This is a genomic window from Enterobacter sp. 725m/11 (assembly GCF_011683705.1).
Taxonomy (GTDB): domain Bacteria; phylum Pseudomonadota; class Gammaproteobacteria; order Enterobacterales; family Enterobacteriaceae; genus Enterobacter; species Enterobacter bugandensis.
This window is the reverse complement of the sequence record NZ_JAAQOK010000005.1, coordinates 1-14,449: the sequence shown is the minus strand read 5'-3', so window position 1 is coordinate 14,449 and position 14,449 is coordinate 1. Positions and strand designations below refer to the sequence as shown.

At 50.6% G+C, this 14,449-nt stretch carries 17 protein-coding genes; 2 read left to right on the top strand and 15 right to left on the bottom strand.

Features of this window, described 5'->3' with window-relative positions; genetic code table 11:
- Positions 1 to 344: 344 nt before the first annotated feature.
- The 11 genes from HBA26_RS03220 to HBA26_RS03170 form a co-directional block, all read right to left on the bottom strand.
- Positions 345 to 578 (bottom strand): DinI family protein, encoded by a 234-nt coding sequence (locus tag HBA26_RS03220; protein WP_166720778.1) that lies wholly within the window; start codon positions 576 to 578, stop codon positions 345 to 347.
- Positions 579 to 590: 12 nt separating this feature from the next.
- Complete coding sequence (locus HBA26_RS03215; RefSeq protein ID WP_032610566.1) at positions 591 to 779, bottom strand: hypothetical protein; 189 nt, start codon at positions 777 to 779, stop codon at positions 591 to 593.
- 161 nt (positions 780 to 940) lie between these two features.
- Positions 941 to 3,349: a replication endonuclease gene (locus HBA26_RS03210; protein WP_166720776.1), complete on the bottom strand. Its 2,409-nt coding sequence runs from the start codon at positions 3,347 to 3,349 to the stop codon at positions 941 to 943.
- Complete coding sequence (locus HBA26_RS03205) at positions 3,346 to 4,203, bottom strand: DNA adenine methylase (protein WP_166720774.1); 858 nt, start codon at positions 4,201 to 4,203, stop codon at positions 3,346 to 3,348. The genes HBA26_RS03210 and HBA26_RS03205 overlap by 4 nt, the downstream gene beginning before the upstream one ends.
- Positions 4,200 to 5,048, bottom strand: coding sequence for a DNA adenine methylase (locus HBA26_RS03200; protein WP_166720772.1), 849 nt, complete (start codon positions 5,046 to 5,048; stop codon positions 4,200 to 4,202). The genes HBA26_RS03205 and HBA26_RS03200 overlap by 4 nt, the downstream gene beginning before the upstream one ends.
- Positions 5,045 to 5,272 (bottom strand): TraR/DksA family transcriptional regulator, encoded by a 228-nt coding sequence (locus HBA26_RS03195; protein ID WP_097362822.1) that lies wholly within the window; start codon positions 5,270 to 5,272, stop codon positions 5,045 to 5,047. The genes HBA26_RS03200 and HBA26_RS03195 overlap by 4 nt, the downstream gene beginning before the upstream one ends.
- Positions 5,272 to 5,505 carry a DUF2732 family protein gene (locus tag HBA26_RS03190; protein WP_032413913.1) on the bottom strand — a complete coding sequence of 78 codons (234 nt, stop codon included), beginning with the start codon at positions 5,503 to 5,505 and terminating at the stop codon, positions 5,272 to 5,274. The genes HBA26_RS03195 and HBA26_RS03190 overlap by 1 nt, the downstream gene beginning before the upstream one ends.
- Positions 5,506 to 5,572: 67 nt before the next feature.
- On the bottom strand, positions 5,573 to 5,914 hold the full coding sequence (locus tag HBA26_RS03185) for a DUF5347 family protein (RefSeq protein ID WP_151160734.1): 342 nt from the start codon (positions 5,912 to 5,914) through the stop codon (positions 5,573 to 5,575).
- Entirely contained in the window at positions 5,878 to 6,078 is a 201-nt protein-coding gene (locus HBA26_RS03180; protein WP_166720770.1) for a phage filamentation protein Fil family protein, read from the bottom strand. Before HBA26_RS03180 ends, HBA26_RS03185 begins: the two co-directional genes overlap by 37 nt.
- Positions 6,079 to 6,085: 7 nt before the next feature.
- The gene (locus HBA26_RS03175) at positions 6,086 to 6,595 is read right to left on the bottom strand and encodes a phage regulatory CII family protein (RefSeq protein ID WP_166720768.1); all 510 of its coding nucleotides are present in this window, start codon (positions 6,593 to 6,595) and stop codon (positions 6,086 to 6,088) included.
- A 34-nt stretch (positions 6,596 to 6,629) separates the two neighbouring features.
- Positions 6,630 to 6,866 carry a hypothetical protein gene (locus HBA26_RS03170; protein WP_023298667.1) on the bottom strand — a complete coding sequence of 79 codons (237 nt, stop codon included), beginning with the start codon at positions 6,864 to 6,866 and terminating at the stop codon, positions 6,630 to 6,632.
- Positions 6,867 to 6,953: 87 nt separating this feature from the next.
- On the opposite strand from HBA26_RS03170, the gene HBA26_RS03165 reads away from it, so the two are divergent.
- Positions 6,954 to 7,604, top strand: a complete 651-nt coding sequence (locus HBA26_RS03165) for a phage repressor protein CI (protein WP_166720766.1) — start codon at positions 6,954 to 6,956, stop codon at positions 7,602 to 7,604.
- A gap of 250 nt (positions 7,605 to 7,854) precedes the next feature.
- Positions 7,855 to 8,868 carry a tyrosine-type recombinase/integrase gene (locus HBA26_RS03160; RefSeq protein ID WP_166720764.1) on the top strand — a complete coding sequence of 338 codons (1,014 nt, stop codon included), beginning with the start codon at positions 7,855 to 7,857 and terminating at the stop codon, positions 8,866 to 8,868.
- 507 nt (positions 8,869 to 9,375) lie between these two features.
- On the opposite strand, the gene HBA26_RS03155 is transcribed toward HBA26_RS03160, so the two are convergent.
- From HBA26_RS03155 to HBA26_RS03140, 4 genes are all read right to left on the bottom strand, one after another.
- A complete protein-coding gene (locus HBA26_RS03155; RefSeq protein WP_063438218.1) occupies positions 9,376 to 10,365 on the bottom strand; it encodes an Abi family protein in 990 nt (329 codons plus the stop codon).
- Positions 10,366 to 11,157: 792 nt separating this feature from the next.
- On the bottom strand, positions 11,158 to 11,796 hold the full coding sequence (locus HBA26_RS23045) for an HGGxSTG domain-containing protein (protein ID WP_049138369.1): 639 nt from the start codon (positions 11,794 to 11,796) through the stop codon (positions 11,158 to 11,160).
- Positions 11,797 to 12,100: 304 nt separating this feature from the next.
- Positions 12,101 to 12,568 (bottom strand): DUF6392 family protein, encoded by a 468-nt coding sequence (locus HBA26_RS03145; RefSeq protein ID WP_074164144.1) that lies wholly within the window; start codon positions 12,566 to 12,568, stop codon positions 12,101 to 12,103.
- On the bottom strand, positions 12,565 to 14,262 hold the full coding sequence (locus tag HBA26_RS03140; RefSeq protein WP_166720762.1) for an S-type pyocin domain-containing protein: 1,698 nt from the start codon (positions 14,260 to 14,262) through the stop codon (positions 12,565 to 12,567). Before HBA26_RS03140 ends, HBA26_RS03145 begins: the two co-directional genes overlap by 4 nt.
- Positions 14,263 to 14,449: the final 187 nt, after the last annotated feature.

Sequence of the window (14,449 nt, the reverse complement as noted above, 5' to 3'; positions counted from 1 at the left end):
GCCCCGGCAGCATTCTGCGGGGCGCTTCTTTTTTGCTGCCAACTCCCTCACCCTCACCGATTGAAGCCGCCAGCGTGCCGGAAATTGCGCCGGATTTTTACCATTTCACCCCGTTGCGCGCGCTCGTATCCCCGCCACGCCTGCCCGCTTTGTGTAGTGGTTTTCATGCACCTGCATGACATAAGCAAAAGCCCGCCAGTTCTGGCGGGCCTCAGCAAAAACGATCCTCAAACGATCATGCGATTTCATGCGGCATAGTCATGCACAACAGCGCTAACGCCTCGCGTGGCTCGTTGTTCAACCTCGCGGACGGTAAAAACCAGTTTTATCGTCCGCAACGTTCGCTAATGTAACCAGCTGTCGTCCTCCCAGACCTGCTGCATTATTTCCATCACTAGCTTTTTATCTTCATCCAGTTTTAACCCGCTCAGCTCAACGCCGTTGGCGCTGCCCTTGCGGATACGAATTGCTGTTTTGGGATACAGAGGGCGCAAATTACGGTAAAGCTCGGATTCAAGGGCGTCCAGTGTAGCCTGGCTAATCTTCTGCTCTTTATCGATCATTATTTCAATGCGCATATAGATTCCCCTCTAACTTGAAACGCCCATGGCTCGGCTGTACTCATGATTTCTGATTTTCTCCATCAGCTCATCGGTCAGCTCAGAAACCCACTGGATAGCCAGCCGCTTTTCTTCGTCGCTGCACTCACTAGCCGCTACAAGCTTGATAAAAAAATCAATGCGCTGGAGTTTCAACGACTCCAAAAGATAATCCTGCATTTTCCCTCCTATCACTACTACGGACACACAATAACTGTATGTATATCCACTGGTTATAAATACAGTATAGCGGAATTTGGTGAATGTAAAACGTTTTTTATCTGTCAATTAGATCGCTCTGATGCGGATCAATAAGAGCAAGAATTGTTAAAGCTGCGGCATCAGTACCACTGACGCCATTTGTCATCTTCCTGCAGACGGTGGTTGCGGTAAAAAATACGCAGCCCGGCACCTGACGGAATACTGCCACCGCGCAGAAGCAGGTCAATCTCTGACTCGCTACCATCGAACCCTCTGGAACTCAGTTCTGCCTCAAGCTGCAGGCGCTGCTGATCCGAAATAGTCTGTTTATATGCTTTTTTCCGCTTCGGTTTTACCAGCCTTAACCTGGCTGTCAGCTCCCGCCGTTCCTTCTGGCCCATGCTGTGGAGATATTCCTGCAGCTCCTTCTCATCCATGGTTTTTATATCGGGTAAATCACCCCCTGATTTGTTCAGATTTTCAACAGGGGGACAGTTATTGCCACGAGTCCAAGGGGCGCAAGCGCCCTGGTCGGCTGTCGCCTCCTGAGCGTCAACGGCTTTACGAACCTTTTTCCACTTCACCGCGTGCGTGCAAATCTTGCCCTCTGCAATCGGGGACCAGATGCCATAGATACGAATACCGTGATCGCCGTAGGCGCTCGGTTCGTCGTTAAGCTCATATGCCGTGCGGACAAGGTGATGTTTGCGGGGAACCAGTACACCGCCCTGCTTCATGATGTAGGTGGCAAAGCAACCCGCATCTGCAGCCGCCAGTACCGCATCCAGACGCGGGTTGTCCAGTACCGGCGCGCCCGCTTTGCGTTCACCCTGTACTCTCGCCGCCTGACCAGCCAGTAAGCGCAGCTCGCGGTATGCCTGACGCCCCGGAATACCAAAGAAACGGAACTGCTGGACACGGTGCAGTGACGCCCAGGCGGTGACATGCTCGGCGCTGTCACGCAGTGATCTGCCGGTTTCTTTGCTGATTTCTTTAGCCAGCCCGCGCCCGTCGATGTTCTTGCTGATGTATTTAGCGATATAGCTGGTCGGTGTGCCCTTGCGCGGGTTGATTAGCTCGGACTTGAAGCGCGGCCCTGTATTGGTGCCCAGCTCCTCGCGGTCTTCACGAATGGCAAACTTGCGCAGCATCGCAGTGATGGAGCGGCGGTCTTTTTTGCGCATGAAGCACAGAAGATGCCAGTGCACGGTGCCGTCATGATGTGGCTCTGCAACGCGGACGCCATACCAGCGCAGCCCGGCCTTGTGCATTGCCTTGCGGAAAGCGGCGAACGTATCAACCAGATAGTCACTGCTCTGCCGGACGGTAGCGCTGGTCCACTTCGGATTAGGTCTGCCGTTGTTGAGGGTTGCGTGGAAGCGTGACGGGCAGGTGATGGTATAGAACACTGCGCAGTCTCCGCGCATTTCCGCAATCAGCTCCAGCCCTTTGACGCAGGCCATCATTTCATTACGGCGGTGTGCCGGGTTGCTGTTGCTGGCGTTCACCACGTCTTCCATGTCCAGCGTGTCGCCGTCTTCGTTGACCAGCTCATGCGAGCGGAAGAACTCCAGCGATTTGCGGCGCTGCTCGCGTTTGTGGATCACGGCTTCATAGCTGACATACGGGGACGCTTTTTTGTTGACCAGGCAAACGGCACGCAGCTGTTCCTCCCGCCACTCGCAGCGCATCTGCCACAACTTTCGATACCACCAGTCCGCGCACAGCATACGCGCCAGCGACGCCGGGATCAGTTCATAAGGCACCGGTTTGCGGCGGTGCTTTTTGCGGCGTAACTGCTCAAACGCTGGCGGGATGACCTCAAGGCGCATGGCTTCTGCAGCAACCCTTTCCCATGCCTGGCGGATTTCTTCTGGTTTTACATCATCGCTGACAAACAGATCACCGCAGGCCGCATCGAGACACATGCTCATATGTGCCGCAACCAGCGTGGAAAGGCGCTTAACCTGATCCTGATTCATTTCAGGCAGTACCAGAAGCCCCTCCAGCCCGTCATGGCTCGCCATGAACCGGAAAGAGGCAGACACCTGACTGTCACGCACGCGCTCCAGCCGCTCAAGACACGGCCTGATCGTTTCGCGCAGGTAGCGGGAATAGGCTTTTGCTCTGCCCAGACTATGGAAATATTTAATCCGCTCCAGCAGAGGCTTGCTGATATGGGACGGCATGGCGTTAACGTCAGCCAGAATGACCAGATCGGGATTAAAACACTGCTGCTCGCGCGCCATTTTGGCACGACTAATCAGCCGGTCCTGCTCCATTTCGCGCTGGACAGGATCACGGGACTCATTGAAGAAATAGCGTTCCCAGACCTCATCGCTCAGCGCCTCACGGCGCAGCTGCTCCTGCTCGTTATCCGCAGCGTAAAGAGCGATCAGGTTTGAAAGCGCAGACTCCGGCGCAACTTCCGCCGGGTCCAGATATGGGTTAACCGCTTGTTTGGGATTATTCCATGGAAAGGCCACGGCGGTCTCATTCGAGCCGCCGGTGGTTACTACGTTGTGGGACGCGAACTTACTTACCGTCACGCCCGCGCCTCTAAAATAACCGAGCACACATCCCCGTGGGTGGAATAAACCCGGTTAAAGCGGTTAGCTCCTGAAACGGCGATTATTTCCGCTGCGGACTTACCGTCACCCGCAGCCACGCCCATGCTGCGCTTTGCAGTGATACGATGGCGGGTAAAGTTACGATAAAGCGAACGGGTCAGGGACGTGTCGCTGTTGGACACGATAACCGGATGACCTTCTGATGACCGGCGCTCAAGAATAGACGCCAGATGATACTGATCGTCCTCTGTAAAACCGGCTGTGTGATAACCGCTAAATGTGCCATCGTATGGCGGATCACAATAAACAACATCACCAGCCTGCAGCAGCGCCAGTGTTTCGTTATAGCTGGCGCAGATAAACGTTGCGCGTTGTGCTTTCTCTGCAAACGCGCGTATTTCTTTTTCAGGAAAATACGGATTTTTATAATTACCGTAAGGGACATTAAAATGACCGCTCAGGTTATAGCGGCACAACCCACGATAACCATGGCGATTAAGATAAAGGAAAAATACAGCCTTCCAGAAATCGGTAGTTTCAGCAGAATGATTAAAATCCTGACGGATGTTGTAATAAGACTCTGCGCTATTTGTGCTGGCAAAGAATCCTTTTGCATTTGAAATGAATTTATCGCAGTCAAATGCAATATGCTTATAAAGATTTATCAGGTCTGGATTAATATCCGCGACAAGATAATGAGGATAGTCTGTCGCCATCATTACAGCGCATGAACCCGCGAAAGGTTCAACCAGTCGCGGGCCAGCAGGAAGGTGCTTAATCAGTTCCGGCATGACGGCGGTTTTATTGCCAGCCCATTTAAGGATGGTACTCATGCAACCCCCTTATTTTTCATACACAGATCATTTATCCACAGGCATTCGGTGCGAACCTTCGTGCCGCGTCCGGCACTAATACGGGAACCCTTCGTCTCTTTCTTCCATCCGCACAGCATGTCGTTGTATAGCTCGCTTTCGTAGCCGCTAATCATCACCATTCCGCTGAGCGTCCTTGCGACGGACAACAGCTGTTCATGTCCTTCAATGGTCATTTCGTGGTTGTAGTAGCGGTTGCCCTGTACGCGGGTTTCCGGCACATATGGCGGATCGATGTAGTGCAAAGTGGTATCAGCATCGTGGGCGCGCATTATGGCCAGCGCGTCTTTGTTCTCAATGATTACGCCCTGCAGGCGCTGACACACCGCTGCCAGATTCCCTGGGTAACGCTCCCACAGATGCGCGGCGGTGGCGTATTTGCGTTTGCTGTCGCTGCGGAAGCCTGAGTTACCGCCAATGCCTGCCGCCGAACCGAACCCCATGCAGGCACGAACAACCATACGGCGCGCACGCTCAATCGGATCGTCGGTTTGTTCCTGGGCCGCGCAAAACTCATCGCGTGAATACGGTGTGAGCGAGCAAGCATCTTGCAGTCGCTGATTCATTGCCGGGTCACGCAGCACACGGAAAAGGTTCACTACTTCGCCGTCGAGGTCGTTATAGACTTCTGAGTAGCTACGCGGCTTTTGCAGCAAAACGCCCGCTGCACCCCCGAAAGGTTCGACGTAACAAACATGCTCCGGCATACGCTCGATAATCCATGACGCAAGGCGGAATTTACCGCCGTGATAACGGATAGCTGGATGCTTAACCGGCTGGCTAAGAGTTTCTAAGTCATTACTCACACCGCACCTCCGTTATAGTGTTTGCCTTTAAGCTCTGAAATTTCCTGACAGGTGACGCAGCACTGCACGCCCGGAATGGCGCGGCGGCGAGCTGGCGGGATCGGCGCATCGCAATCAATGCAGAGAACACGGGAAACGCCCGGCGTTTTATTGCGGGCGGTGTGGATGTGGCGCTGGCGTTCTTCTTCAACGCGCTGCTGTACAAGGTCCATTGAATCAGCCATCAGTGGATCTCCTGCGCTTCGTTCTGAATCTTCACCGCTTCCTGACGCAGCAGCTCAGCCGCTTCCGTGTGGTTAAGCTGACGTGACACGATACGGGCAGCTAAAGAATCCAGACGCGCAGCCATCACATCTGCGCGTCCCTGGCGTTCTTCTTTGCGTGCCTCAGTCAGCAGCAGGTTGAGTCCAGCATCATCTGGTCCTGTTTTAGTGGTACGGGTTTCAATATTTCGCATAGTTGTTTCTCCTGAATTTGGGCAATAAGAAGCCCGGCGGGTTTACGCCATTAATTTCTTTTGTGGATTAATTCGGCATGGTTAGCCGTTTGGGAAATAAGCTCACCACTGCACGAAAATGATTCATTGCTTTCACCAGTTCCCGCTTTTCGTCAGTAGTCAGATCACTAATATTGACGCCGTGACGTTCTGCCGGAATTTTTGCCATATAAAAAATGGCTGCCAGTGCCCGTTCATTCTGTTTATTATTTACGTCGCGTGGATCGCGCATATCATTAATAAACCTTTCAAGCTCCGGCTCAATATTCAGACCAAACACTTTAGCCCTCAATTCCGCAATATGATTCAATGCCTCCAGTCTTTTACCGGGGCTTAGTGGAACAGTTGCCGCAGCGCCTTCAATAGCCATGATTTCCCCTGCTTGGTTGTGGACAGGTCAGCCAGCAGTTCATCCTGAGAGCGGCACGGGTGCCAGCGTTTGCCATCCTTGCCCATGATCCAGCCGTGACCGTAGTGCATTGCCGGGCTTTGCTTTATGAGAAGTGACGCGAAAGAGGGTTCTTTAGCCAGCATAACCACCTCAGATCAGACCGAACGAAGCGCCGAGGCCCGTCACGGTATCTACCGCATTTGCCATCGCCGGATTAGCCTGCAAACGAGCCTGCATGGAGATAGCAGCCAGTGACATAAGACGCATAACGGAGTTAATGCTGCTGATAACATCCCGGCGGCCTGCTGTTGTTTTCACGTCACCAGATACAGCACCGGCAGCAACACGTCCGATTTCAGCAGTAGCGCTCATGACGTAATGCGGCAGCTTCTCTTTTGCCACTTCGTTCATCGGTACACATGGCAGGCAGTGAATCTGAGCCAGAAAGCCGTCAACCAACGTGGAGTCCTCAGTAAGATCGGTAAGCAGCCAGATCTCTGACGGCGTGAGTTGATGCGGTTGCTCCGGGTTCAATTTGTTACGCAGCGTCTGGACGTTCATTCCCGCACGTTCTGCCAGCTTCGCCATGTTGTGACGTAATGCGAAAGCCCGGCAGGCTTCATCAAAATGCGGATGTTTGGAAATCTTATAATCAAACATGATGTAAATCCTTTTCTATCCCAAAATGGAACTATCAGGCTTGCATTGTGACTTCGCAGCCTTGTGCCGCTTCCATCGTCAACGCGAACATGTTGATTTCGATAAGGCTATTAACTCCGGCTTTTTTTCTGATGGGCAGGCGATTTTCGCGGATCATCTGACGGGCATAGCTAGGCTTGTAACCAGTGCGGCGACAGAACTCATCCAATGTGATGAATGGCTCAGATACCACAAGGTTGATGCTGGGGCGCATTGAAAAATTACGATTCATGATGCATTATTCCTCAGTTGTGACGTTCTCTACACTATTCGGGAGCGTTCAACACTATTCGACAACAACTCACTTTGCGTAAATACTATGATCCAAAATTGGAAAGGTCAACAACAAGATTTCACTAATCGTAAATCCATCCAGTTACCCCAAGGCGGCAAAGACCCTATAGAACGTATTTGCGCAGCTTATGGTTTTACCTCCCGACAGGCGTTATGCAGGCATCTTGATGTGTCACAAAGCACCATGGCTAATAGGGTTACACGTGGTAATTTCCCTGCAGATTGGGTTTTGATATGCGCCATGGAAACTGGCGCGTCTTTAGATTGGTTAGTTTTTGGTCGCGGCGAAGCCCCCAGTGTGAGAACACATATTGAAAACCGAGATGAGACACTCCAAGCCCCCAAAGCAACCCAATTGAGTTACCTATCCATCCATAATGGGGTGATAAAAAATAAAAAGCAGATTGATATTGCACCGGAACTAATCCCAACAGGGACAACAGCGCCCCGCCTTGTTGGCCTCGATGGTGTGATCTGGATAGTCGATGATTTCGCAGGCGAGCTTGTAGATGGGTATTGGTTAACTGAAATGGATGGCGTTATCAGTATCCGCGAAATGTACCGATTGCCTGCCGGTCGCATCCGAATTGAGAACGGAAAAGCTTCATTTGAATGTAATGCATCTGATGTAAAGGTGCTTGGAAAAGTAATAGGAAAAACAGAGTTTATGGAGTGACTAATGATTACTTTTATTGAACTTTTAATCATTTTTTTTAGTGGATTATACCTTGTACATATTACATCAATAGAAAATAAAAAGGGTCCCATCCTCAGTTTCTTATCCCTATGTTTGGGTGCTGCTTTTCTCATACTTCTATTTTTCATTGCATTGCTCATATCACCCATAGCACAGCATATTTATGTGGTAATTATCTGCATATTGGTTACAGCCAGAAGCAAAGCATTCAGGAATCGCGCGGACAATAATGGCAGTTAATAAAATTTCCTCCGGCAAGTGGCAAGTGCAGGTTTTCCCAAATGGCAGAGACGGTCGGCGCATTCGCCGCCAGTTTTCCACGAAAGGTGAAGCTTTAGCATTTGAGCGCCACATAAAAGAACAAACACAGGATAAGCCCTGGTTAGGTGAGAAAGCAGACAAGCGGCGCGTTACTGACCTTGTTGAAACGTGGTTCAATGCTCACGGCGTCACACTCTCTGACGGCCTCAAGCGTAAGGGCGCAATGGAATTTGCCTGTTTTTCAATGGGGAATCCTCTCGCTACTGAATTTAACGCCAAGCTTTTTTCAACTTACCGCGAACAACGTTTAAGCGGGAAGATTACACGCTCTGATCGGGTAAAGGCAGTAACCCCCCGTACTGTCAATCTTGAGCTGGCGTACTTTCGTGCTATGTTCAACGAGCTGAAAAGACTGGACGACTGGAGCGCCCCCAACCCACTCGAAAACGTAAGGGAATTTAAAATTGATGAGGCAGAACTGGCCTGGCTGACAGTTGAAGAAGTTAAGCAGCTTCTAGCTGAGTGCGAGAAAAGCAAGGCGGAAGATTTAGTAACTATAGTAAAGATATGCCTTGCAACCGGCGCACGATGGGGCGAGGCAGAATCACTGACAGGCAAGCAAATCAGCCCCGGAAAAATCACCTATATCAAAACCAAGGGCAAGAAAAACCGCGCCGTTCCAATAAGTGATGAACTTTACGAAATACTCCCAAAAGTGAGAACTTCAAAGCCAATCTTTACAGGGTGCTATTCTGCGTTTCGTGGGGCAATTACACGAGCGGGGATCGAACTACCTGACGGGCAGTTGTCACACGTTCTACGGCACACATTTGCAAGCCACTTTATGATGCGTGGGGGCAACATTCTTGTACTGCAGCGTATCCTTGGACACACTGATATTAAGGTGACGATGCGCTATGCTCATTTTGCCCCAGACCATCTGACAGAAGCAGTGGAGTACAACCCCTTAAATCTCATTTGATGGCAGCAAAATGGCAGCAAACCTATTCACTATGCTTTCATATTCCCCACTATTCGACTGCGCAAGGCGTTGAAATTGAAATAACTTATTGTTTTATAAGACTTAAGTTTGGGACTCATAATCGCTTGGTCGCTGGTTCAAGTCCAGCAGGGGCCACCAGACACCGCAAGGGCTGGCGCTAAATGCGCTGGCCCTTTGTTTTTCAGGGGATACTTCGGGGATACTTTCAAACGGTAACCATAGTGATTTATGGTTAATTTATGAACGTTCACATCATCGCATCCCAATTTTTTATTTTCGCGGGTATAAAAATTTGATGAAGCGGGCCGTGCCGCAAAATGAAAGGCTCAGAGATGGATCTGCCCCCCCCCCTGCCATGCAGGTTTTGTTTGATGGCTATTTGATTGCTTGTGCTTAGCGCTGGTGGGGCGCATGCAGAATGGTTGGCGCGTGCTTGATTCGGCAGTTATTAAGTGGAAAGCGAGGGGAATGTGCGATTAAGCACACTTACGCTCCCTCAGTGTCCTGGTGAAGAAGTTCGTTATCAGCCTGTACAAACCCCAAAGCATCACCAAATCGGGCCCGGGGAAAACCGCCTCTCGGCACCCCCATAGAAGTGAATGAACAACCTGGCATATTGGGTTTTGTTTCGAAAAGATCTGCAACTTGTCTAAGCCAGGTTGAACTGGGGCCAATCATTCGAACTAAATACCAGATAATGCAAATCACGCTGTAGAGGCGCTCATTCGTTCCGCCCTCAATGCGAAGAGCATTAAAAAATTCGTTTTGAGGAATCGGTACAGCCGGATGCTTTCTGTTCCAAATCCTTGAATGGTGAGCACAACGGTTACGTAGTAGGTTGAGGCACTGGAGCCATTTTGAAAGTGTTTGTTTGTTATCAATCTGCAGTCGTCTGATGATTTTTGCCTGCATCCCACCGTTAAGCATGGCGTAGTATTTTGACATTTGCCCGAAATCCCATGTTTCTACGGCAACCCAAAAGGGGATCTCTTTTTGCTGTCTTATATGCCAGATAATGCATTCATCCCTGCTGTCTTTGATTTTCTGGTCAAGTTTATTCAGCCATTTATCATAAGTGCTGGGTTGGCCATCTTTAAGGTAACGCTGGTTTATGTACGCATTATTGCGATACGCCAGAGGGTCATTGCGCCCTACTTCATGAGCGATCACGGAGCGAACGTGTATTTCAATTCGCTCAAGCGCGTCGATCATCAATAGCCGAAGCTTTTTATCGAAAAGATAAAGATCGTATGCCTGCTCAAAAGAAGTTCCTTCAAGGAAGTCATCACTACGGAAGGAAAGCCCTTCATCATTTGCGCGTAAAATACGGGAGGTATACCAGAAGCCGGATAGTCGATAATAACCGACCTGAGATAGCTTTCTCATGGCCCGTTCACTGTCTCTGATCACCATGCCGCGATCTAACAAGAGGGCGAGCTGTTGATCGTATTCCTTGTGTGGTTTGGCAGCAATCATTGCAGTCTTGGGGGATGAGATAATAAAAGGCCCGACCGTGAGACTCACAAAACTTACGTTAAGGAGAAACAGGGGATCGGGCTCGGTTAAAGCAAAATCTACACTACGTAGGCTTTATGTCAATCTGACATGTCAGGCAAGCGAGCCCTATAGTGTGCTTAAAAACACGAGCAAACACTAGATGTTGCTGTTTAAACAAGAGTTTAAACATATAGGTTGTGGTAATTGTTTATACCTATCGTTGAAATTGTTTTTGTTTTATTCAGTGTACCGAACCCATTTCTAGGCCTTAGTCCCTGAGATCGTGCCGGTGACTCATAGAAGCAAAAAAAAATGTATATATAGACACAGAAAAACGTCGGTTCAGTCGGCTCAGTTGGTTCACGGCTCTGTAAGCCGCGCCAGCACTGGATTTATGCGAACCAACATACGGTAAAATGGGGTTGGTTCAGCCCCGTAAAGTTGGTTCACTCCCCATCTTTCCAGGAGTTAAGTTGCCTGAGCATGCACTCTGCCCATAAGTTCTCCATTAACTGCAGGCGCTCCCTGCTCTGGTTTAAGTGCTTTTGCCGGTGCTCATACATCATGGCATCGAGGGCGGAGAGTTCATGGTGGGTAAGTTTCATCGGTAAGGATCCTAGCTGGTGGAGCAAACAGCATAAACCACAATTTTTATCAGGATATTGTGTTATATGCCCTGTGAGCCAGGGTCATTTTTCAGTGATTTATTCTGTGGAAGAAAATGCTATTTGCTATGGCTGGCGTAATGCAGCCCTGCACACTGGCGGCAGATCAATGAAGTACCCGAAACATACAGTGATGCTTTGTCGGGCATACATACCACCAGCGAACGCCGCCATACTTTGGGCTGGTGGTCGTCAACTGCACTGGAACGCTCTGACCGCTCAACAGCGCAGCTGTGAGGCGCTCTCCTGTGAAGTGCAACGCAATACCGCTGACTGTCTTTAATGGTCTCTCCGTTGCGCTGGCGCTAATTTCGGCCAGTGTCGCGCCATTAATCCCCGTAACGTCACTGATATATGTCCGGGTGCGCTTACGGCCAGCCTTGCTGGCTCGCTGTCGCTCCTGCCACGCGCGGAACCCATCACGCTGACGCTTTCGCCCGGCCTTTGTCTTTGCCCCGGTACTCATACCGCCGTGCAGCTTACAGCGCCCGCCACGGTATAATACGGTCATTTTGCAGGGTGTTCCGGCGCGGGTGGTGGCTCCGCATGGAATATACCGCAAATGCTCTGGCCGCGGCTCCCACTCGTAAAGGCAGAGCTCTGGCTGTGCCCTGAATCTGGGCGGAACTGAAAAGTAAGCCTCGCGTAAAGCATCATGCTGCGCCTTTTTATCCAGTTGCGAAAGATGAAAGGCCCGGACCTCCCTGCGCAGTTCCTGAAGATGACGTTTCAGCGCCTTATCCATTCCCCCTCCTGTATAAACCTGAATGCCTCACAGGTTAGCTTCCGGCAGTGTGTGCCCCAAAAACCTTAGCATTTCTTAACAGCTCATGGGGTAAGGCGTATCTCCAAATTTTCCGGCCCTTGTCCTGCCAAAACCCCCGCCAGATCCATATCCTATGCAGGATCGAAGACGATCGAAGCATCATGATAATTCACGAAATCATTAAACCAAAAATTTCGAATTCGCAGTTTTCCTGGCTGTTTTTTTGCGAATTCGCAGAAAAAAACGAACACAAAAAAGCCCCTTTCGGGGCTTGTTTTAAGCATTACCAGCGAAGCTCTGAGGTAGGAAGAAACACAACAGAAGAAACCATATCCGCTATATCATAATTTACCTGCATACTCATCGGAACAGATCGCCCACTAACTGTGAAAATATCTGTCCAGCCAAAAGCTCTTTTCATGATGACCTCAGGGGGAGAACTTCTCTCCGGCTCCCCCAGAGTTTCATGTGTCCAGGTTCGCGACATAGTATTTTTAAGGGGGGATGGTAATTCGTTTGGGAAGCTCCATCTATTAACATTATCATGTTGAAGACTGAGGATAACGGACCATAACAGACGCCCCTCTCTTTTGAATGTGAGATGAACCCCCTCTCTTGCCATATCCAGTGTTAAATCAGGATCTCCAGGATAACCAGTTGGTTTCGTTTTATAAGGAATTAACCCTTCATCAAACAATTCTTGATAGGTCTTTCCTATTCCGTCAATTAAAGCGTTAATATTCACCGTCATTTATACAGCCCCATTTCATTGTTCAGCCTATGCATTTTCACCCTTGCCGCTTCTATCTGAGATTCGGTTGCCCCATGTTCTTTTAGTGCAGGCTTAACGGCATCCAGATTGCGATCCGCTGCTGCCCGCAGATTCTGAGAATCCTGCTCAATTTGTGCTGGTTTATTACGACCACCGTATGTCTCACTTAATTTTTGATGCACGTCTTTGGGAACAACAATCGCAGCGACATCTTCTGCCATTCGATCTAATTGCTTAGTGTCGAGCTTCGGATATTTTTGCCTCAAGTAGGCACGAGCAGCCGCAGCAGACGGCATGTGATCGGCCTCGTAAATCCCCTGCCGCGAACGGCGTTTAAAGTCACTGTATAGCTCGACTTCCAGAAACTCCACCGGCGGTTTGCTCAGGTAAATATAAATCGGTGGCAGGTCAGGGAACGGCAGGATCAGAATGTAATCCGCGAAACTTTTTTCCTCTGGCGCCGGGCTGGTGGTCGCCGTTATGCCGGTGTAATCCGGCAGCGGGTCAACAACCACCGGGTTCGGCAGCACCGGCCGCGCCTGGTTGCCTGTATTCCACGGTTTTTCTTCGCCCGTCCGGTCAGGCGTCCAGATTATGGTTATGTGCGGTTCTTCCTCCGTGGTGAACGTGTACGCCTGCGCGCTGCTGTCATACTCCATTTTTCTGACGCGAACACTGTCCCGGCCGGGTGGCGTGTGCCAGCCACTCGGGACCGCGTTCCCGCTGCTGTCATTCTCCCACGTATAGCGCACCCGGCTCGGGGCTTCACGCATCTGCTCCAGACGCATACGGTCGATAAAATCCTGTTCGCCGTCGTTCAGCCTGCCGGGCATCATTCCCACCAGCAGCCCGGCCACGGATGCACCCGCTCCGGCGGCGGCTGTCTCACCCAGCCCGGCGGCACCACGTACCGCCCAGGTGCCATATGTCAGCGCCCTGCCGCTTATCAGCTCCAGCAGGCTTGCGCCTGCCGTGGCCGTCTGTGCACGTGAAGCTGCAGCTGCGGCAGCAACGGCGGCCTGATAATCCATCTCCTCATGGTTACCGTTCCACCAGCGATAAAGGGTGCTGCGCTTCTTCGGTTTGGGGATATCCTCTGGCTTTTTCTTTTTTGCGGTCTGTGCGTGCTGCGGGGTGTCTGAATCGGTTGCAGGGTCGCTGGCGGGCATGGCCTGAAAAAAAGCCATATCAGCAAAATTGGTGTGAGGCTCGCGCTGGTCACCGGCATCATTACACCCCTCACCGCGCAGGCAGGATTTTGCGAATACCCGGTTACGCTCCCTTTCTTCCTCTCTGCGTTTTTCTTCGGCTTGCTTTTCTGCAACCAGCCTGGCAGCGTGTTCTTCCCTGGCAACCTCAACCGGGTCCCGTCCCCGTCCCAGCCACTGACCTGCCGGAGCAATCACCCGGTTCGAACCCGGCGGGCAATCACAGTGTACTTTTGAACCGTGAACGGCTGCGGGCACCCCGTGAAATGTCACGCGTTCTTCACCTGATACAATGACGCCCTGTTTCCCGCATTTGGGACAGGGTGTGGTTTTATCACCTACCCTGAGTATCCTGCGGCCAAATTCGGTGCTGTCCGTTATAGACGCAATACACCTGGCACCGGTAGTCGTTTTATCATTCTCAAGCGCCTGCCCCCGACCATAATTATCGGTACGGTAACCCATGAATTACGCTCCGGTAATTAGTGAGTTCGTTACTCATAAAGAATTTCCTTTTCCTTCCTGTAAATAAAAAAGCAATTTTACTATGAAGACGAGTTCACCAGATTTATTCAGCACTTTTGGTTAATATTTAATAATCAAATAAATGACAAAGAAAATAAATAATATATACTGTCTCTTATACACATCT